Raw genomic sequence first — 19,965 nt, forward strand, 5'->3', positions numbered from 1 at the left:
GCTCCATCGTCCGGAACACACGGGCGATGGAGCCTTGGGTTCAGCAGGGGAGCCCGTGGCTCCCAGGGGTCACGCCTGCGGCGACAGGATCTTCGTGATGGCGCCTTCGAGGCGGCTCTTGGGCACCGCGCCGACGATCTGCTCCACGACCTTGCCGCCCTTGAACACCAGCAGGGTCGGCAGCGAACGGATGCCGTACTCCTGGGAGGTGTCCTGGTTGGCGTCGACGTCGAGCTTGGCGATCTTCATCTGGCCCTTGTAGCGGGTCGCCAGCTCCGCGACGGCGGGAGCAATGGCCCGGCAGGGGGCACACCAGGCGGCCGTGAAGTCCACCAGCACGGGAACGTCTGACTCCAAGACTTCCTTCTTGAAATTGGAATCCCCGATATCCAGTACATCCGTGCCTGCCATGTTTCCTCCTGGTACTTTGCGCCCGAGACATATGCAGGGGCCGCGACCATCCTGATCCGGAACCTAAGGGCCACGCAGCGAAAAAGCACGGCTTTGGCGGCCCGGCGGTGGGAGCAGTGTCGGAGAGTGGAAGGCGACCCCATTCGCGGAGCGAAAGGAAGGGCCAGATGCGTGAGGGAAGGGCCATCTTGGGGCGCGTGGTGTGGCGGGAGCTGACGACGCCGGAGCCGGAGAAGGCGAAGGCGTTCTACGCCGACCTCTTCGGTTGGACGTACGAGGAGGCGGCCCCGGGGGCGGGGACGACCCTCCGGCTGGCGGGGCAGCCGCTGGGCGCCATCCGACAGGCCCAGCGGGTGGGGTTCGGGACGGGCTGGGTGAGCTTCGTGTCGGTGGACAACGTGGACGCCTCGGTGGTGATCGCCTCCGCGGACGGGGGCGGAGCCCTGCCGGGGCTGAGAGAGGTGCCGGGGCTGGGGCGGGTGGCCCGGGTGGTGGACTACGCGGAAGCGATGCTCGCCGCGGTGAAGAGCCCCCCGGGGACCCCGGTGCCCCCGAAGGCAGAGGTAGGAGCCTTCTGCTGGGAGACGCTGATCACCCCCGACGTCGCCCGGGCGAAGGAGTTCTACGGAAAGGTCTTCGGCTGGAGGATGCAGTCCGCGGCGGACGGAAGCACCGTCTTCGCGGCGGACAGCACCCCCGCGGGCCAGGTCGCCAGCGCGGAGGAATCCCCGGACGCCAGGCAGCACTGGCGCACGCACCTCCGGGTGGAGAACCTGGACGCCACGCGTGAGCACGCCGTGCGGCTGGGCGCGAAGGTCCTGGTCCCACGCAGGGCGGGCCCCGCGGGCGGAAGCCTCGCGGTGCTGACGGATCCGACCGGCGTGGAGTTCGGACTCCTGGAGCCCGCGCGCCCGAGCTGAGCGCGGCGGGTCAGGGCGAAGGCGGCTCGCTACAGGTGGCGCTGGACCAGTGCTCGGAGGGGCTGGTCCGGTCCGGCGACCATGCCTTCCAGCAGGGCCTTGAACTCCTCCAGGAGCCGGGTGATGGCCTCCGCGCCGTGGCGGCTCCGGTAGTAGGAGAGGACCAGCTGCAGCTCCGCGCCGGGGATGACCTCCACGCGCAGGGGGAACTCGGTCTGCGCGACGTCGTAGTTGTCCCGGGCGAGCGGATGCTTGCCCACCCAGCCCTTGCCCACCTCGAGCAACGCCGGATCCACCGGGTAGTTCTCGAACACGATGATGCTCTCGAAGGGGATGCGGTCCGGCGACAGGCCCGCGAGCTGCTGGATGCGCGGCAGCGGCGTGTACTCGTGCTGACGCGCATCGACCTGCCGGGTCTGCAGCTCCTTCAGCCAGGGCACGAGCAGCGTGCCGGGATCCACCTGGATGCGCATGGGCAGCGTGTTCATGCACAGCCCGACGACCGTCTCCACGTCGGCCATGTCCGTGGGCCGGCCCGACGAGGTCACCCCGATGACGACGTCCTTCCGGCCCTGACCGTGGTGGTGCTGCAGGAGGACCCAGGCGCCCTGGACCAGCGTGTTCACCGTGAGCTGGTGCTGCCGGCCCATCGCCTGGAGCGCCGCGGTGGTGGCCGCGGACAGCGTCAGGCTCTGCTTGTCGAACCGGTCCTCCTGCGGCGCCAGCGGGGCGGGAGCAGGCCCGAGGACGAGCGGCTCCGGACCCGAGAAGCCGCTCAGCTGCTGCCGCCAGAACTGCTCGGACGCGGCGGAGTCCTTCTGCTGGATCCACCCGATGTAGTCCGCATAGGAGCGCCGCGCCTGGAGCGGCGGGGCCTCGTTCGTCAGGAGCGCCCGGTACGTGAGGAACACGTCCTTCAGCACGATGGCCCGGGACCAGCCATCCAGCAGCGCGTGGTGGTTGCTCCAGGTGAAGTAGTACGTGCTCGCGTCCACGTGGATGAGCAGCAGCCGCATCAGCGGCGCCCGTGACAGCTCGAACCCGCGCCGCCGGTCCGCCAGCAGCAGGGCCGCCAGCTGCTCCCGCTGCGCGTCCAGGGACAGGTGCCGCCAGTCATGGGCCTCGAGCGGCACGTCCACCGCGCGGCGCACCACCTGCAACGGCTCGTCCAGCCCTTCCCAGGCGAAGCCCGTCCGGAGGATGGGGTGGTGCTCCGCCACGCGCTGCCACGCCTCCCGGAAGCGCTCCACGTGGAGGTCGCCGGGAAGCTGCATGCTGGCGTGGACGACGTAGAGCCCCGGGGCATGGGGCCCCCGGTCCCTCAGCAGCATGTTCCGCTGCATGGGGGAGACGGGATACAGCGCTTCGATATTGGAGTCCTCCGCGCGCATCCGGTCCGCGGCCTGCTGCTGCGCGGCCGTGAGCCGGGGACCCGAGGCCTCTCCCGCGGGCCGCGCGACGACGGGCTCCACCACCTCCGCCAGCGCGGCGAGCGTCTGGTGCTGGAAGAGCTGCTTCGGGGTGAGGTGGAGTCCCGCCTGCTGGGCCCGGGCGACCAGTTGCACGCCCAGCACCGAGTCGCCGCCCAGGCTGAAGAAGTTGTCGTGCACGCTGAGCTGCTCGACCCCCAGCAGCGCGCTCCAGATGCCCGCGAGCACCTTCTCCTCGGGCGTGCGCGGCGCCACCACCGGCTGCGCGTCCTGGCGGATCAGCTGGGGAGCCGGCAGGTTGCGCCGGTCCACCTTGCCGTTGGGTGTCAGCGGCAGGGCCTCCAGGAAGACGTACGCGGTGGGCACCATGTACTCGGGGATCCGGGACTTGAGGGCGGCCCTCACGTCCTCCGCCGTCAGCGTCTGGCCCGCGTCGGGCACGACGTAGGCCACCAGCCGCTTGGGGCCCGAGCCCTCGGCCCGGGCGACGACGATGACCTCGTCGACGCCAGGGAGCTTGCGCAGGGCGGCCTCAATCTCTCCCAGCTCGATGCGCAGCCCGTTGATCTTCACCTGGTTGTCGATGCGGCCGAGCAGCTCCAGGTTGCCGTCCGGGCGGTAGCGGGCGAGGTCCCCCGTCTTGTAGAGCCGGCCGCCGGGGCGCGTGCTGAACGGGTGCGGGATGAACTTCGTGGCCGTCAGCTCGGGCCGGTTCAGGTAGCCCCAGGCCACCCCCACGCCGCCCAGGTGCAGCTCGCCCGGCACGCCGATGGGCACCGGCTGCAGCTGCGCGTCCAGCACGTAGCAGAGCTGGTTCGTCATGGGCATGCCGTAGGGGATGCTCTTCCACGCGGGGTCGGTCTCCACGACGTCGTAGAGGGTGGAGTCCATGGAGATCTCCGTGGCGCCGCCCAGGCTGATGACCCGTGCGCCCGCGACCACCGCCTTGAGCCGGTCCGGCAGCGAGACGGGAATCCAGTCGCCGCCCAGGAGCACCAGGCGCAGCCAGCGGGGGACGCGCTCCGCGTCGGTGCCCACGCTGGCCAGGAGCATCTCCAGCAGCGCGGGCACGGAGTGCCACACGGAGACGCGGTGCTGGACCATGAGCTGCGCCCAGTGGGCCGGGTCGCGCTCGAGCGCCGCGACGGGCAGCACGATGGTGGAGCCCGCGGCCAGCGTCCCGAAGACGTCATACGCGGACATGTCGAAGCTCAGCGAGGACAGGGCCAGCACGGCGTCCCCGGGGCCCACTTCGAAGCGGCGGTTGAAGTCGGTGAAGTTGTTCACCCGGCCCCGGTGGTCCAGCATCACCCCCTTGGGGTTGCCGGTGGAGCCCGACGTGTAGATGACATAGACGAGGTCCTCCGGCGTCGCGACATGGGCCGGGTTCGTGTCCGGCTCCCGGGCGATCTCCGCCCAGTCCGTGTCCAGGCACAGCACCCGCGAGCGCTGCGCGGGCAGCCGCTCCAGCAGCGGTGACTGCGTGAGCAGCACCGGCGCCTGCACGTCCTCCAGCATGAACTGGAGCCGCTCCTTCGGGTAGGCCGGGTCGAGCGGCATGTACGCGCCCCCCGCCTTCACAATGCCCATCAAGCCCACCACGGCGTCCAGCGAGCGCCGCACGCAGATGCCCACCTTGACGTTGGGCCCCACGCCGAGCGCGCGCAGGCGGTGGGCCAGCTGGTTCGCGCGCCGGTTGAGCTCGCGGTAGCTCAGCGCCTCCTCGCCACACACGGCGGCGACGGCGTCCGGCGCGCGGTCCACCCACGCCTCGAACAGCTCATGCAGGCACGCGCGCTCCGGGAACGCCAGGTCCGTGGCGTTCCAGTCCCGCAGGAGCTGCTGCTGCTCGGGCGCCGTCAGCAGCGGCACGCGGGACAGGCGCTGGCCGGGATCCGCGGCCACGCTGGTGAGGAGCGTGCGGAAGTGCCCCTCCATGCGGTGGATGGTGGCCGCGTTGAAGAGGTCGGTGCTGTACTCCAGGGACACCTGGAGCCGGCCCTCGACCTCCATGAGGTAGAGCGTCAGGTCGAACTTCGACGTCCCGCTCTCCACCTCCATGGGCGCCATCGTCAGCTCCGGCAGCGCCAGCGGCTTCGACGGGTCGTTGCGGAACACGAACATGACCTGGAACAGCGGCATGTGGCTCAGGCTTCGCTCCGGCTGGATGAGCTCCACCAGCTGATCGAAGGGGAGGTCCTGGTGCGCGTACGCACCCAGGCACACGTCCTCGACCTGCTTCAGGAACGCGCGGAAGGTGGGGTCCCCGTCGAGGTCCGTGCGGAGCACCAGCGTGTTGGCGAAGTAGCCAATCAGCCCCTCCAGCTCCGGCTGGGTGCGGTTGGCGATGGGCGTGCCCACCAGCAGGTCCACCTGGCCGTTGTAGCGGTGGAGCAGCAGCTTGAAGGCGGCCAGCATCGTCATGAAGAGCGTGACGCCCTCCTGACGGCTCACGTCCTTGAGCGCCGCCGTGAGGGGCGCGTCGAGGAGGAAGAGGTGGTGCGCGCCGCGGAAGGACTGCACGGCCGGGCGGGGGCGGTCGGTGGGCAGCTCCAGCACCGGCAGGCTGCCCGCGAGCTGCTTCTTCCAGTACGCGGCCTGCTTCGCGTACTCCTCACCGCTCAGCCACTCGCGCTGCCACACGGAGTAGTCCGCGTACTGCACAGGCAGCTCCGGGAGGATGGACGCGCGGCCCGCAGCGAGGCTTGCGTAGAGCGTGCCCATCTCCTGGAGCATCACGCCCATGGACCAGCCGTCGGAGATGATGTGGTGCATGTTCAAGAGCAGCACGTGCTCCCGCTCCGCCAGGCGCAGCAGCGTCGCGCGGACCAGGGGCCCCTTTTGCAAGGCGAACACGTGCCGGGCCTCCGCGAGCGCATGCCGCTCCACCGCCGCGTCCTGTTCCGCGCGGGGCAGGCCCTGGAGGTCCACCACCGGCAGCTCCAGCGCCAGCGCGGGCGCGATGACCTGCACGGCGCGCCCTTCCTGGGCCTGGGGCGCGAAGGTCGTGCGGAGGACCTCGTGCCGGCGGACGATCTCATTCAGGCTGCGCCGCAGCACCTGCGCGTCCAGCTTGCCCGTGAGGCGCACGTTGGTGGGGACGTTGTAGAGCGGGCTGTCAGGCTCCAGCTGGTCGAGGAACCAGAGCCGCTGCTGGGCGAAGGAGAGCGGCACGGCCGCGTTCGGAGGCCGCCGTGGGACGGCCGGACCCCGGGGGGCCTCGGCCTCGGTCTTGTTCTTGAGCTGTCGTGACAGCAGGGCGCGCTTCTCGGGAGGAAGGGCGGCGAGTCGCTTGGAGAGGTCGCTCATGGAGAGGTCCGTCGTGCTCGGGAGGGAGTGACGCCTACGGCTCGGGGTGGACGGCCGCGTAGCGGGGAAGGGGGAAGCGCCGGGACAGGGCGCGGACCTCCGCGCGGATGCCGGCCTGGAGGGTGGGGCTGAGGCTGTACTCGCGCGGCCCCAACACCTCGATGCCGGAGAGGACGCGGTGGAAGAGGTCGGCGCACTGCTCCATCTCGCGCGGGCCGTAGCCCCGGCCCGCCAGCGTGTTGGTGCCCAGCCGCACGCCGCTGGCGATCTCCGCCGGGTTCTTGTCGCCCGGGATGGAGTTCTTGTTGACGATGATGCCGCAGGCCTCCAGCGCCTGCTCCGCCAGGATGCCGGTGAGGCCCCTCGCCGCGACGTCCACGAGCACGATGTGGTTGTCCGTGCCGCCGGAGATGATGCGGTAGCCGCGCGCCTGGAGCGCCTGGGCCAGCGCGCGCGCGTCCTCGACGATGCGCTCCGCGGTGGCCTTGAAGCCGGGGGTGACGGCGACGGCCAGGGCCCGGGCCTTGGCCGCCATGGCGTTGATGATGGGCGCGCCCTGGAAGTAGGGGAACACCGCGCGGCGCATCAGGTCGGTCAGCGTGTGCTTGCCGTCCGGGCCCATCGCCTCGTGGTCGCGCCCCAGCAGGATGAGCCCGCCGCGCGGCCCGTAGAGCTGCTTGTGCGTGCACGTGGTGGTGAAGTGGGCGTGGTCGATGGGGTTCGGGTGGAGCCCGGTGATGACCAGCCCCGCGATGTGCGAGATGTCCGCCAGCAGGTAGGCGTTCACCTCGTCGGCGATCTCCCGGAAGCGGCGGAAGTCGACGACGCGCGAGTACGCGGTGGCGCCGCAGATGATGAGCCGGGGCTTGAACTCCCGGGCCATCCGCGCGGCCTGCTCGTAGTCGATGAAGCCGTTCTCATCGACGCCGTAGTGGACGGAGCGGAAGTACTGCCCGGACATGGAGACCTTGGACCCATGTGTCAGGTGGCCGCCCGCGCGCAGGCCCATGCCGAGGATGGTGTCGCCCGGCGACAGCAGGTGCGACATGACGATGTAGTTGGCGGACGTTGCCGAGTGCGGCTGGGTGTTGGCGTACTGCGCTCCGAAGGCGGCCTTGGCCCGGTCGATGGCCAGCTGCTCGATGCCGTCGATGCGCTCGCAGCCGGCGTGGTAGCGCTTGCCCGGGTAGCCCTCGGCGGTCACGTTGACCGCCACCGAGCCCTGGCACGCGAGCACCGAAGGGTCGGCGATGCTGCACGAGGCGACCATCACGAGCGTGTCCTGCTGACGCTCGTACTCACCTTCGAGCAGCGCGAAGAGCGCGGGGTCTTCCTCGGCGAGGAGCTCGGTCCCGCTGCGCATGAGCTCCGAAAGGACGTTCTTGTTCACGGGGGATTCCTCTCGTTGGAACGGATGGGGAAGGAGCGGTGTCACGGCGTTCATGAGGCTTCGCTTTCGGCCAGCAGGCCCGCGGCGTCCTCGCTGGACATCGCTTCGATGTCGGCGAGCATCCGGGCCAGGGTGTCGTCATCCACCTGCTCGGCCTGCGCCTCGAGGACGACGTCCGCGATGCTGGCGACAGTGGGGCTCGCCAGCAGGCGGCGCAGCGGAAGCTCCACCTTGAAGGTGGCCTTCAGCCGGGTGGTGAGCTGGGTGGCCAGCAGCGAGTGCCCGCCCAGCTCGAAGAAGTTGTCGTGGATGCCGACCCGGTCGATCCCGAGCAGGGTCTGCCACAGGTCCGCGATGGTCTGTTCCAGCTCGCCGCGGGGCGCGACGTAGTCGGTGCGCAGCTGGGGACGGGCGTGCGCGAGGTTCGCGCGAGAGGCGGTGCCGCCCGGGGCCGTGCCGTCCTCCTGGAACCGGGTCCACCGGTCGAGCCGGGCCTGGAGCGAGCCCGTGGACATGAGCACGTTGGCGACGGGCTCCAGGGACAGGAGGTGCTCGAAGGCCTTCACGCCTTCGGCGGAAGTGACGGTCAGCTCCTGGAGCGTCGCGCCCAGCGCGTTGCCCTGCGCGGGAGGCGCGTCCGTCCGCCAGCCCTCCCAGTTGAGGGAGATCCAGGGGAATGAGGAGGCCCGGCTGTGCGCCTGGGCGAAGACGTCCATGAAGCGGTTGGCGGACGCGTAGGCTGCGTAGCCAAGGCCACCGAGGACCGACGCCAGCGACGAGCACAGGATGCAGAAGTCGAGCTCGCGTCCTTCCAGGAGTGAGGCCAGCACCTGGAGGCCCCGCACCTTGGGGTCGAAGTGCCAGTCGCAGTCGGCGGGCTGGGCCTCGTCGATGAGGCGGACGGCCCTGTCGCCCGTCGTGCCCGCCGCGTGGATGACGCCATGGAGGGGACCGAAGCGGGCGGTGGCCGCGTCGAACGCCGCGGACATCTGCCCCGCGTCGGCCACATCCGCGCGGAGCACCAGGACCTCGGCGCCCAGGGACTCCAGCTCGTCGAGTGCGCGGAGCCGCTCGCGGGTCGCCGCGTCCGCCGTGCCCGACTCCTCACGGTTGGGCACGCCGGTCCTGCCGAGGAGCACCAATCGGGCCTGGACGGTGCGCGCCAGGTGTCGCGCCAGCTCGAGGCCGATCTTCCCGAGCCCGCCGGTGATGAGGTAGGTGCCGCGCTGCCGGAGCGGGAGGGTGGCTTCGGCGGTGGGACGCGAGGGGACCTGCTCGAAGGTCCGCACCCAGCGGTGGCTGCCGCGGTAGGCGACCTCCGCGTCCTTCACGTCGGCGAGGACTTCCTTCACGAGCCGGGCCGCGAGCGTGACGGTGCCCGCCGCACCCGAAGGAAGCTCCACGTCGATGCTCCGGCAGGAGAGGTTCTGGTGCTCCTGGGGAATCACGTTGCAGAGGCCCAGCACGGCCGCCTTCGAGGCGTTCAGCGGCTCGTGGCCGGTGACCTCCTGCGTTCCGTTCGACAGCGTCACGATGCGCAGCGACTCCGAGAGGTGCTGGCTCCCGAGCGCCTGGGTGAGGAACAGGAGGCTGTAGAAGCCAAGGTCCAGGTCCCGCTCGAGCACGTCGGAGCCCGGCTCATCCGGACGCGTGAGTCCCCAGCCGTGGAGGATGAGGTCCGGCGAGGACTGGCCGGTGCTCAGCTCACCCAGGAGCCGCGAGTAGTCCGCGCGGTTCCGCGGATCGATGACGAACCCGTGGCTGCCCTCGCGGCGGTACTCCGCGCCCATGGTGACGGAGAAGACGGAGTGGCCGAGGGCTTCGAGCCGCGAGACGAGGGAGGCAGCGAGGCCAAGCGGGTCGACGAAGACGAGGCAGCGGCGAGGCGTGGAGGCAGCGGAGGAAGGCGGAAGGGAGCGCTTCCAGGACGGCAGGTAGAACCAGTCCTCGACACGCGGCCGCTTGCGGAGCGGATCCGCGAGAGAAGCAAGCGACGCATGGCCCGGCTCCACCCAGAAGCGCTGACGCTCATAGGGGTAGGTGGGGAGGAGAGCGCGGCGAGGCTGCGAGGCGTGGACGGCAGGCCAGGAGATGGGGACGCCGGAGAGCCAGGCGCGGCCGAGGGACGAGAGCAGCACGTGGACGTCATCGGCCTCCTCCTGAGGGTGGCGCATGGAGGAGAGGACGAGGGCGTCCGGATGGGCACGAGTGGAGAGGTGGGCGAGACGGGAGAGCGTCTGGCCTGGGCCCACTTCAAGGAAGAGGGGCGAAGGAAGAGACGCGAGCGCCGTCTGAACGCCAGAGGCGAAGCGAACCGTCTGGCGAAGGTGGCGGGCCCAGTAGTCGGGGCTGGTGGCTTCGCTGGAGGTAATCCAGGTGCCAGAGACGTTGGAGAGGAAGGGAAGAGAAGGAGGCTGGAGGGAGAGGGAAGAGAGGACGCGGGTGAACTCCGCGAGCAGCGGCTCCACCATGGAGGAGTGGGCGGCGACGTCGATGGCGATTTCGCGGTGCTCGACGGAGGAGGCGCGAAGGCGCTCGGCCAGCTGGGAGATGGAAGCGGTAGGGCCAGAGACAACGCAGAGCGAGGGAGCGTTGACGGCGGCGAGGGAGAGCGAATCGCCCAACAGCGGAAGGACGTCGGCCTCGGAGAGGGCGACGCTGAGCATGGAGCCCGAGGGCAACTGCTCGAAGAGACGGCCACGAAGGCAGACAAGGGCGAGCGCGTCTTTCAGTGAGAAGACGCCCGCGAGACAGGCGGCGACGTACTCACCGAGGGAGTGGCCGATGAGGGCCTGGGGCTTGAGGCCCCAGGCGAGCCACTGCTGGGCGAGGGCGTAGGAGGTGACGAAGAGGGCGGGGAGGCCGAGGCGAGGCTGGCGCAGGAGGGAGGCGCAAGCGTCGGCGCGGGAAGCCTCGGGGTAGAGGACGGCGCGCAAGTCCTGGCCCAGGACGGGCAGCAGGAGCGAAGCGCAGTGGTCGACGGTGTCGCGGAAGAGAGGGAGGGACGCGTAGAGGGACTGGCCCATGAGGGCGTATTGAGCGCCGCCGCCGGGGAACATGAAGACGACGGGCCGGTCGTCGGATTCGTCGAAGGCAGAAGGCTGTGCGTCCTGGAGAAGCTGCGAGGCCTGGAGGGCGTCGGAAGCGATGACGAAGCGGCGGTGGGGCAACAGCCGGCGGCCCACCTGGAGGGTGAAGGCAACGTCAGCCAGGGGCAGCTCAGGGTGGCCCTGCAGGTGCGAGGCGAGCTGCGCGGTGGCGCTCTCCAGCGCCGAGGCCGTCTTCGCCGAAAGCACCAGCACCTGCGGTGCGTTCGTGGAAGCAGCGACCTCCCGCGCGGGAGCTTCCTCAAGGACGACGTGGGCGTTCGTGCCGCCGATGCCGAAGGCGCTGACGCCGGCCCTGCGAGGTACGCCAGCAGGAGGCTGCCAGTCCTTCAGCGACGCATTGACGTAGAAGGGACTGTCCTCCAGGCCCAGCTGAGGATTGGGCGCGGAGTAGTGAAGGCTGGGCGGCAGCTTGCGGTGGTGTAGCGCGAGCGCCGTCTTGATGAGGCCGGTGACACCGGCCGCCGCATCCAGGTGGCCCAGGTTGGATTTGACCGAACCCAGGGCGCACGTGGCACGCGAGGAGGAGCGGAAGGCGCGCTTGAGTGCCGCCAGCTCAATGGGGTCACCCAGGGGCGTGGCGGTGCCGTGCGCTTCGACGTAGGAGATGGAAGAGGCCTCCACGTCGGCCATCGCGAGCGCTTCGGTGATGGCCTCGGTCTGGCCGTCGACGCTGGGGGCGGTGAAGCCGGCCTTGAGGGCGCCATCGTTGTTGATGGCCGAGCCCTTGATGACGGCATAGACGGTGTCGCCGTCGCGCAGTGCATCCGAAAGGCGCTTGAGGAGGACGACGCCAACGCCGTTGCCGCTGACGGTGCCCTGGGCCCTGGCATCGAAGGTACGGCAGTGCCCGTCCGGCGACAGGATGCCTTCCGGCTCGTAGACATAGCCGGAGGCCTGCGGAACCTGGACGCAGGCGCCGCCCGCCAGCGCCATATCGCAGCGGTAGCTGATCAGGTTCTGGCAGGCGACGTGGACGGCGACGAGCGAGGTGGAGCAGGCCGTCTGGACGGTGAGGCTGGGACCGCGAAGGCCGAGCTTGTAGGCCACGCGCGTCGCCACGAAGTCCTTATCGTTCCCCAGCGCGGCCTGGTAACCCGAGGCACCGGCCAGCAGCTCCGGGTGGCCGTACAGGTTGTGCAGGAGATAGGTGTTCATGCTCACACCGGCGAAGACGCCGGTGCGGTTGTCGGGAGCGGGGGCACCATGGCCCGCGCGCTCGAGGGCTTCGGCGGCGCACTCGAGGAAGAGACGCTGCTGGGGATCCATGGTCGCGGCCTCGCGGGGAGCGAGTCCGAAGAACGAGGCATCGAACTGGTCGATGTCGGCGATCACGCCCCGGGCGGGGACATAGTCGGGCCGGCCTCGCACGGAGGCGTCGACACCGGCGGCGGCCAGCTCCGCGTCGGAGAAGAAGGAGACGGACTCGGCACCCGCGCAGAGGTTCTCCCAGAGCGCTTCGATGCTCCGCGCGCCGGGAAAGCGCCCGCTCATGCCGATGATGGCAATGGTCTCCATGCCATCCTGGGGACCCTCCTCGACCAGGCTATCCATTCTTCTTCCCCTCCTTCATGCGCATCAGCAGCCGCTTCTGTTGATCCATGACCTGCTTCTGTTTGGTGGCCCGCTCCTGATGCTTCTCGAGCGAGGGTTGCTCGGAGCCGTCACGGCTCAACAGCTTCGCGAGTGAGCGGATGGTGGGAGCCTGGAAGAGCTCGACCAGCGGAACGTCGAGCTTCAAGGCCTCGCGGAGCTGCGCGTGAAGCTGGACCATCAGCAGCGAGTTGCCGCCGAGGTCGAAGAAGTTGTCGTGGATGCCGACCTTGTCGAGGCGAAGGACGGCCTGCCACGCGGAAGCAAGCTGTACCTCCAGCGCGCTCTGCGGCGCGATGAAGCCCGTGTCCAGCGAAGGCCGGGCGTCCGGCGCAGGCAAGGCGCGCCGGTCCAGCTTGCCGTTGGGCGTAAGCGGAAGCGCATCCAGCGGCAGCAGGTGCGCAGGCACCATGTAGCCGGGAAGCAGTTGCTGCAACGCGCGGCGTAGCTCACTGACGGAAGGAGCGTCAGAAGCGAGGACGAGGTAGGCGACGAGGCGCTTGTCGCCGGGCACGTCCTCACGGACGAGGACGGCCACCTCCCGCACGCCCGGCTGACGGGCCAGCGCGGCCTCAATCTCCCCCAACTCGATGCGGAAGCCGCGCAGCTTCACCTGGTTGTCGTTGCGACCCAGGAACTCCAGCTGTCCATCCGCGCGCCAGCGAGCGAGGTCGCCGGTGCGGTAGAGGCGAGCACCCGGCGAAGTGCTGAAGGGGTTGGGGACAAAGCGCTCCGCAGTGAGCGCGGGCTGGCCAAGGTAGCCACGCGCGAGGCCTTCACCGCCGAGGAAGACTTCGCCCGGCACGCCCAGAGGAGTCGGCTGACCGAAGCGGTCCAGCAGGTACACCTGGGAGTTGGCGATGGCGCGTCCAATGGGAGGCGTGCCCGTGGCGTCGGCGTCGAGGAGGGCCCAGGTGGAATAGGTGGTGTCCTCGGAAGGGCCGTAGAGGTTGAAGAGGCGCTGGAGGGTGGGCACCTGGAAGGCGCGCGACACCAGGGCGCGAGGAAGCGGCTCGCCCGCGAGGTTGACGGTGCGGACGGAGGGGGGAAGGCCCGCGCCGCGAAGCAGCTCGGAGAGGGCGGAGGGGACGGTGTTGAGGAGGGTGACATGGGAGGCGGCGGGGTGCGAAGGCAGCTGGAGTGCGTTGTCCGCGAGGACGACGCTGCCGCCGAAGCACAAGGGGACGAAGAGCTCGAAGACGGAGAGGTCGAAGCAGACGGAGGTGCTGGCCAGCACGCCGGAGCGCTCCTCCGCGGAGAAGCAGTCGCGGGCCCAGAAGAGCATGGCGACAGCGCTGCGGTGGCTGATGGCGACAGCCTTGGGACGTCCCGTGGAGCCCGAGGTGTAGATGAGGTAGGCGAGGTTCTCCGGGAAGAGGCCCAGCGGCGGAGGAGACGAAGGCCGAGAGGCGACTTCATCGGCTACCTCATCGAGGCACAGCGCGCGGTGCGCCCCCGCCGGCAACCTGTCGCGAAGCTCCGAGTGGGAGAGGACGAGCCCCGCGCGAGAGTCCTCGAGCATGAGGGCCAGGCGCTCGGAGGGGTAGGCAGGGTCGAGGGGGACGTAGGCGCCGCCCGCGCAGAGGATGGCGAGGAGGCTGGTGACGAGCTCGTCGGAGCGCTGGAGGAAGACGCCGACGGTGACTTCGGGGCCGACGCCCAGGTGGCGCAGGTGGTGGGCGAGGCGGCAGACGCGCTCGGAGAGGGTACGGAAGGAGAGCTGCGTTTCAGCGGTGAAGAGGGCCGTGGCGTCCGGAGTGCGCGCGGCCTGGGCGAAGAAGAGGGCGGGGAGCGAGAGCTCCAGCGGGTAGGGCACGGCGGTGGCGTTGAGGTCCACCAGCAGCCGCTGACGCTCGGCCTCCGGCAGGACCGGCAGCTCACGGAGGCGTGCGTCGGGTGACGCGACGGCTCCGGTCAGCAGGGTGGAGAACTGATCCGCCAGCCGGGCGATCGTCTCTGGCGCGAAGAGGTCGGTGTTGTACTCCAGGAACCCGCGGATCGAGTCCCCGGTCTCCTGGAGTGACAGGGTCAAGTCGAACTTCGCGGTGACGGTGTCGGTGCCCTCGACCTCCAGCGTCACCCCCGGCAGGCCCAGCGAACGCAGGGGCGCGTTCTGCAGGATGAAGAGGACCTGGATGAGGGGCGTGTGGCTCAAGTCGCGCGACAGGTGGAGCGCATCGACGAGGTGCTCGAAGGGCAGCTCCTGGTGCGCGTAGGCCTCCAGGCAGGTGGCCTGCACTCGACGCAGCAGCGCGCGGAAGGAAGGCTGACCGGAAAGGTTCGCGCGAATGGGAAGCGTGTTGATGAAGCAGCCGATGAGCGACTCGGTCTCGCTGCGCGTCCTGTTGGCGATGGGGGTGCCGACGATGAAGTCATCCTTGGCGCAGTAGCGCTGGAGGAGGACCTGGAAGGCGGCCATCAGCGTCATGAAGAGAGTGAGCCCCTCCTCCCGGCTGAGCGCGTGCAGGGATGCCGTGAGCTCCGCGGGGAGCTGAAAGGGATGGAGCGCGCCACGCGTGGTCGCGATGGCCGGACGCGGGAAGTCCGTGGGCAGCTCGAGAATGGTGGGCACGTCCGCGAGCTGGTGGGTCCAATAGTCCAGCAGTGACTGCCGGGCCGGGCCCTGGAACCACTCGCGCTGCCAGAGCGCGTAGTCCGCGTACTGGATGGGCAGCGGAGGCAGCGCATCCGGCTGGCCGCGCAGCGCGGCGGCGTAGAGGGTGGCGACCTCCTGGATGAGCACGCCCATGGACCAGCCGTCGGTCACGACGTGGTGCATGGACAGCAGCCACAGGTGCGAGTCATCCGCGAGCCGCAGCAGACAGGAGCGCAGCAGCGGTCCCTTCTTCAGGTCGAAAGGTCGCAGGGCGAAGTCCTGCGTGTGCCGGGCCACCTCGGCGGACCGGGCGTCGGCCGGAAGCGAACGCAGGTCGGTGAGCGGCAGCGGGATGTCGGGGTCCGGAGCAATGACCTGCATGGGCCGCCCGTCGACGAGCTGGAAGGTGGTGCGCAGGACTTCGTGGCGCTGGACGACGGTGCGCAGGCTGTACGTCAGGGCGGCCACGTCGAGCGCCCCCGTCAGGCGCACCGCCAGGGGAATGACGTAGAGCGGGCTGTCCGGCAGCAGCTGGTCGATGAACCACAGCCGCTCCTGCGCGAAGGACAGGGGCAGCGCGGAGGCACCCTGGTCCCGGGGACGGATGCTCCCGGGCGTTTGATCCTGCTTCGGCGTGCCGGCAGTCGCGTCCGAGCCGGACTGCTCGGCCAGGTGCTTCTGGATGAGCGTGGCGAGCTGTCCCACGGTGGGGGACTGGAAGAGGCTCCGGAGCGGCAGGGTGACCTGGAACGCATCCCGCACGCGCGAGGCGACCCGCGTTCCCAGCAGTGAGTGGCCCCCCAGCTCGAAGAAGTTGTCGTGCAGGCCGACCTGCTCGACCCCCAGCAGCTCCTGCCAGATGTGGGCGAGCTGCTTCTCGATGGGCGTCGAGGGGGCGGCGTAGGGCGTCTTCAGGTGGGGGCGTGCATGCGGTGCGGACGCGGCCGACTCCGTGGTGCCGGGCAGCGCGGCGTCCCGCTGGAGCCACAGGGCGAGCCGGGCCTGGAGGTCTCCGGTGGAGACGACGATCTGCCCGCAGCCCAGTCCCCGGCTGAGGATCCGCTGGAAGGCATCGAGCGCTTCCGGCGCCGTCATCGTGTAGCGGTCCATGCTGGTGCGGACCTGGGCGCGCGGGTTCGGCTGCTGCACCTGCCAGCCATCCCAGTTCGTGCTGATCCACGGCGTCCCGCCTCGCTTGTTCTGACGGGCCGCGAAGGCATCGACGAACAGGTTGGCCGCCGAGTACGCGACGAAGCCCAGTCCGCCCAGGACCGAAGCGTTCGAGGACAGCAGCACGCAGAAGTCCAACGCCGAGTCCCGGAGCAGCGTGTCCAGGACGTAGAGCCCGTGGACCTTGGGCTGGAACTGGGACGCGGACTCCTGACGGCCCACGTCGCGAAGCGGGCTGAAGATGGACGTGCCGTGGGTGATGCCCGCCGCATGAATCAAACCGTGAAGGGGACCGTAGCGGCCAGTGGCCTGGGAGAGGGCGGCACGCATCGAGTCCACGTTGGCGACGTCCGCGCTCAGCACGAGCACCTCCGCGCCCAGCGCCTCCAGCTCCTGGAGCTTGCGGATCCGCTGGCAGGTGGGCTCATCCGAAGGGTGCTGGGAGAGCCACTCCGGCCAGAGCTCCCGCGAGGGCAGGCCGGTGCGGCCGACGAGGACGAGCCGGGCCTGGACGGTTCGCGCGAGGTGCTCGGCCAGCAGCAGGCCGACGCCGCCAAGGCCGCCCGTGATGAGGTACGTCCCGCGCTGACGAAGCGCCGGACCCGGCTGCGTGGCGGCTTCCAACCGGAGCGGTTCGTAGGCCTGCACCCAGCGCTGGTGGCCGCGATAGGCAACCAACGGCTCCGAGGCGTGGGCTTCGAGCTCCGTCAGGAGCTGGCCGACGAGCGCCGATGACGGAGAGACGCCACCGTCGGGAAGCACGATGTCGATGCAGCGGCAGGAGATGTGCGGGAACTCCTGCGGAATCACCGTGCAGGGGCCCAGCAGCGTGGCCTTCTCCGGCTGGGCTGGCTCCAGGGCGGTGACATCGCAGAGGCGATTCGACACGACGTCGATGCGCAAGGGCTTGTCAAAGCCCAGCGTGTCGAGCGCCTGCGCGAGGAACAGCATGCTGTAGTAGCCGCGCTCTTGCGTGTGTTCGAAGTGCGCACGTTCTTCCCGGACCGCCGGCTCGTCGCCAGTGACACTCCAGCAGTGCACGACGGTGTCCAGCGGCTGCTCCCGGACCTGGAGTGCGGTGAGCAGCCGCTCGTAATCGCCACGGATCGTCGGGTTCAGCGTGAACGAGCGCGGACCGTTTCGCTGGTACTCCGCGCCCAAGGAGACAGAGAAGACGGAGTGGCCGAGGGCTTCGAGCCGCGAGACGAGAGAGGCAGCGAGCCCAAGCGAGTCGATGAAGACGAGGCAGCGGCGAGGCGTGGAGGCAGCGGAGGAAGGCGGAAGGGAGCGCTTCCAGGACGGCAGGTAGAACCAGTCCTCGACGCGAGCCTGCTTGCGAAGCGGGTCCGCGAGAGAAGCAAGCGAAGCGTGGCCCGGCTCCACCCAGAAGCGCTGACGCTCATAGGGGTAGGTGGGGAGCAGGGCGCGACGAGGAGGCGAGGCGTGGACGGCAGGCCAGGAGATGGGGACGCCGGAGAGCCAGGCGCGGCCGAGGGACGAGAGCAGCACGTGGACGTCATCGGACTCCTCCTGGGGGTGGCGCATGGAGGAGAGGACGAGGGCGTCCGGATGGGCACGAGTGGAGAGGTGGGCGAGACGGGAGAGCGTCTGGCCTGGGCCCACTTCAAGGAAGAGGGGCGAAGGAAGAGACGCGAGCGCCGTCTGAACGCCAGAGGCGAAGCGAACCGTCTGGCGAAGGTGGCGGGCCCAGTAGTCGGGGCTGGTGGCTTCGCTGGAGGTAATCCAGGTGCCAGAGACGTTGGAGAGGAAGGGAAGAGAAGGAGGCTGGAGGGAGAGGGAAGAGAGGACGCGGGTGAACTCCGCGAGCAGCGGCTCCACCATGGAGGAGTGGGCGGCGACGTCGATGGCGATTTCGCGGTGCTCGACGGAGGAGGCGCGAAGGCGCTCGGCCAGCTGGGAGATGGAAGCGGTAGGGCCAGAGACAACGCAGAGCGAGGGAGCGTTGACGGCGGCGAGGGAGAGCGAATCGCCCAACAGCGGAAGGACGTCGGCCTCGGAGAGGGCGACGCTGAGCATGGAGCCCGAGGGCAACTGCTCGAAGAGACGGCCACGAAGGCAGACAAGGGCGAGCGCGTCTTTCAGTGAGAAGACGCCCGCGAGACAGGCGGCGACGTACTCACCGAGGGAGTGGCCGATGAGGGCCTGGGGCTTGAGGCCCCAGGCGAGCCACTGCTGGGCGAGGGCGTAGGAGGTGACGAAGAGGGCGGGGAGGCCGAGGCGAGGCTGGCGCAGGAGGGAGGCGCAAGCGTCGGCGCGGGAAGCCTCGGGGTAGAGGACGGCGCGCAAGTCCTGGCCCAGGACGGGCAGCAGGAGCGAAGCGCAGTGGTCGACGGTGTCGCGGAAGAGAGGGAGGGACGCGTAGAGGGCCTGGCCCATGAGGGCGTACTGAGCGCCGCCGCCGGGGAACATGAAGACGACGGGCCGGTCGTCGGATTCGTCGAAGGCAGAAGGCTGTGCGTCCTGGAGGAGTTGCGAGGCCTGGAGGGCGTCGGAAGCGATGACGAAGCGGCGGTGGGGCAACAGCCGGCGACCCACCTGAAGGGTGAAGGCAACGTCAGCCAGGGGCAGCTCAGGGTGGCCCTGCAGGTGCGAGGCGAGCTGCGCGGTGGCGCTCTCCAGCGCCGAAGCCGTCTTCGCCGAAAGCACCAGCACCTGCGGCGTGCCCGCACTGATCAACGGCTCGGAAGAATCAGGTTCGGGAGCCTCCTCAAGCACGACGTGGGCGTTGGTGCCGCCGATGCCGAAGGCACTCACGCCAGCCCTGCGCGGAACACCAGCAGGAGGCTGCCAGTCCTTCAGCGACGCATTGACGTAGAAGGGGCTGTCCTCCAGGCCCAGCTGCGGATTGGGCGCGGAGTAGTGAAGGCTGGGCGGCAGCTTGCGGTGGTGCAGCGCCAGAGCCGTCTTGATGAGGCCAGTGACACCGGCCGCCGCATCCAAATGGCCCAGGTTGGATTTGACCGAACCCAGGGCGCACGTGGCGCGCGAAGAGGAGCGGAAGGCGCGCTTGAGTGCCGCCAGCTCAATGGGGTCGCCCAGGGGCGTGGCGGTGCCGTGCGCTTCGACGTAGGAGATGGAAGAGGCCTCCACGTCGGCCATGGCGAGCGCTTCGGCGATGGCTTCAGCCTGACCGTCGACGCTGGGCGCCGTGAAGCCCGGCTTGAGGGCGCCATCGTTGTTGATGGCCGAGCCCTTGATGACGGCATAGACGGTGTCGCCGTCGTTCAGCGCATCCGAGAGGCGCTTGAGGAGGACGACGCCAACGCCGTTGCCGCTGACGGTGCCCTGGGCCTTGGCATCGAAGGTACGGCAGTGGCCATCCGGCGACAGGATGCCTTCCGGCTCGTAGACGTAGCCGGAGGCCTGTGGAACGCGGATGCAGACGCCTCCCGCCAGCGCCATGTCGCACTCGCCATTGGCGAGGGACTGGGCCGCGAGGTGGACGGCGACGAGCGAGGTGGAGCAGGCGGTCTGGACGGTGAGGCTGGGACCGCGAAGGCCAAGCTTGTAGGCCACGCGTGTCGCGACGAAGTCCTTGTCGTTGCCGAGCATGAGCTCGTAGCTGTCGACCGTCGTCATGACCTCTGCGTTGGTGCAGAGGTTGTTGAGGAGATACGTGTTGGTGCTCACCCCGGCGAAGACGCTGGTGCGGTTGTCGGGGGCGGGAGCGCCATGGCCCGCGCGATCGAGGACCTCCGCGGCGCACTCCAGGAAGAGGCGCTGCTGGGGGTCCATGGTGGCGGCTTCGCGAGGAGCGAGGCCGAAGAACGAGGCATCGAACTGGTCGATGTCGGCGATCACGCCCCGGGCAGGGACGTAGTCGGGCCGGCCTCGCACGGAAGCGTCGACACCGGCGGCGGCCAGCTCCGCGTCGGAGAAGAAGGAGATGGACTCGGCGCCCGAGCAGAGGTTCTCCCAGAGCGCGTCGACGCTCCGCGCACCGGGGAAGCGCCCGCTCATGCCGATGATCGCGACTTCGTGACTGAAGGTCTCTGAGGTGTCCATCGTGAGGTCTCGG

Annotated in this window: 6 protein-coding genes; 1 reads left to right on the forward strand and 5 read right to left on the reverse strand. The window is 69.7% G+C overall.

Annotated elements, in window-relative coordinates; genetic code table 11:
• Positions 1-69: 69 nt before the first annotated feature.
• A complete protein-coding gene (trxA, locus tag NR792_RS03035; protein WP_207057359.1) occupies positions 70-411 on the reverse strand; it encodes a thioredoxin in 342 nt (113 codons plus the stop codon).
• A 167-nt stretch (positions 412-578) separates the two neighbouring features.
• On the opposite strand from trxA, the gene NR792_RS03040 reads away from it, so the two are divergent.
• Positions 579-1,331, forward strand: coding sequence for a VOC family protein (locus tag NR792_RS03040; RefSeq protein ID WP_375758557.1), 753 nt, complete (start codon positions 579-581; stop codon positions 1,329-1,331).
• A gap of 29 nt (positions 1,332-1,360) precedes the next feature.
• Here the strand turns inward: NR792_RS03040 and NR792_RS03045 are convergent, their stop codons facing one another.
• The 4 genes from NR792_RS03045 to NR792_RS03060 are packed head-to-tail and all read right to left on the reverse strand — an operon-like array spanning position 1,361 to position 19,952.
• Positions 1,361-6,070 (reverse strand): amino acid adenylation domain-containing protein, encoded by a 4,710-nt coding sequence (locus NR792_RS03045; RefSeq protein ID WP_375758558.1) that lies wholly within the window; start codon positions 6,068-6,070, stop codon positions 1,361-1,363.
• Between the two features lie 34 nt (positions 6,071-6,104).
• Positions 6,105-7,460: a serine hydroxymethyltransferase gene (glyA, locus tag NR792_RS03050; RefSeq protein WP_375758559.1), complete on the reverse strand. Its 1,356-nt coding sequence runs from the start codon at positions 7,458-7,460 to the stop codon at positions 6,105-6,107.
• Positions 7,461-7,510: 50 nt separating this feature from the next.
• Positions 7,511-12,121, reverse strand: coding sequence for an SDR family NAD(P)-dependent oxidoreductase (locus NR792_RS03055; protein ID WP_375758560.1), 4,611 nt, complete (start codon positions 12,119-12,121; stop codon positions 7,511-7,513).
• A complete protein-coding gene (locus NR792_RS03060) occupies positions 12,114-19,952 on the reverse strand; it encodes an amino acid adenylation domain-containing protein (RefSeq protein WP_375758561.1) in 7,839 nt (2,612 codons plus the stop codon). Before NR792_RS03060 ends, NR792_RS03055 begins: the two co-directional genes overlap by 8 nt.
• Between the last annotated feature and the right edge of the window lie 13 nt (positions 19,953-19,965).

It is taken from the genome of Corallococcus exercitus (genome assembly GCF_042231735.1).
In the GTDB taxonomy this organism is placed as follows: domain Bacteria; phylum Myxococcota; class Myxococcia; order Myxococcales; family Myxococcaceae; genus Corallococcus; species Corallococcus exercitus_B.

Bases quoted from the DNA above. Each gene is read 5' to 3' on its own strand.
- NR792_RS03045 (WP_375758558.1), bottom strand. From the start codon at position 6,070: ATGAGCGACCTCTCCAAGCGACTCGCCGCCCTTCCTCCCGAGAAGCGC.
- NR792_RS03060 (WP_375758561.1), bottom strand. From the start codon at position 19,952: ATGGACACCTCAGAGACCTTCAGTCACGAAGTCGCGATCATCGGCATG.
- trxA (WP_207057359.1), bottom strand. From the start codon at position 411: ATGGCAGGCACGGATGTACTGGATATCGGGGATTCCAATTTCAAGAAG.
- NR792_RS03040 (WP_375758557.1), top strand. From the start codon at position 579: ATGCGTGAGGGAAGGGCCATCTTGGGGCGCGTGGTGTGGCGGGAGCTG.
- NR792_RS03055 (WP_375758560.1), bottom strand. From the start codon at position 12,121: ATGGATAGCCTGGTCGAGGAGGGTCCCCAGGATGGCATGGAGACCATT.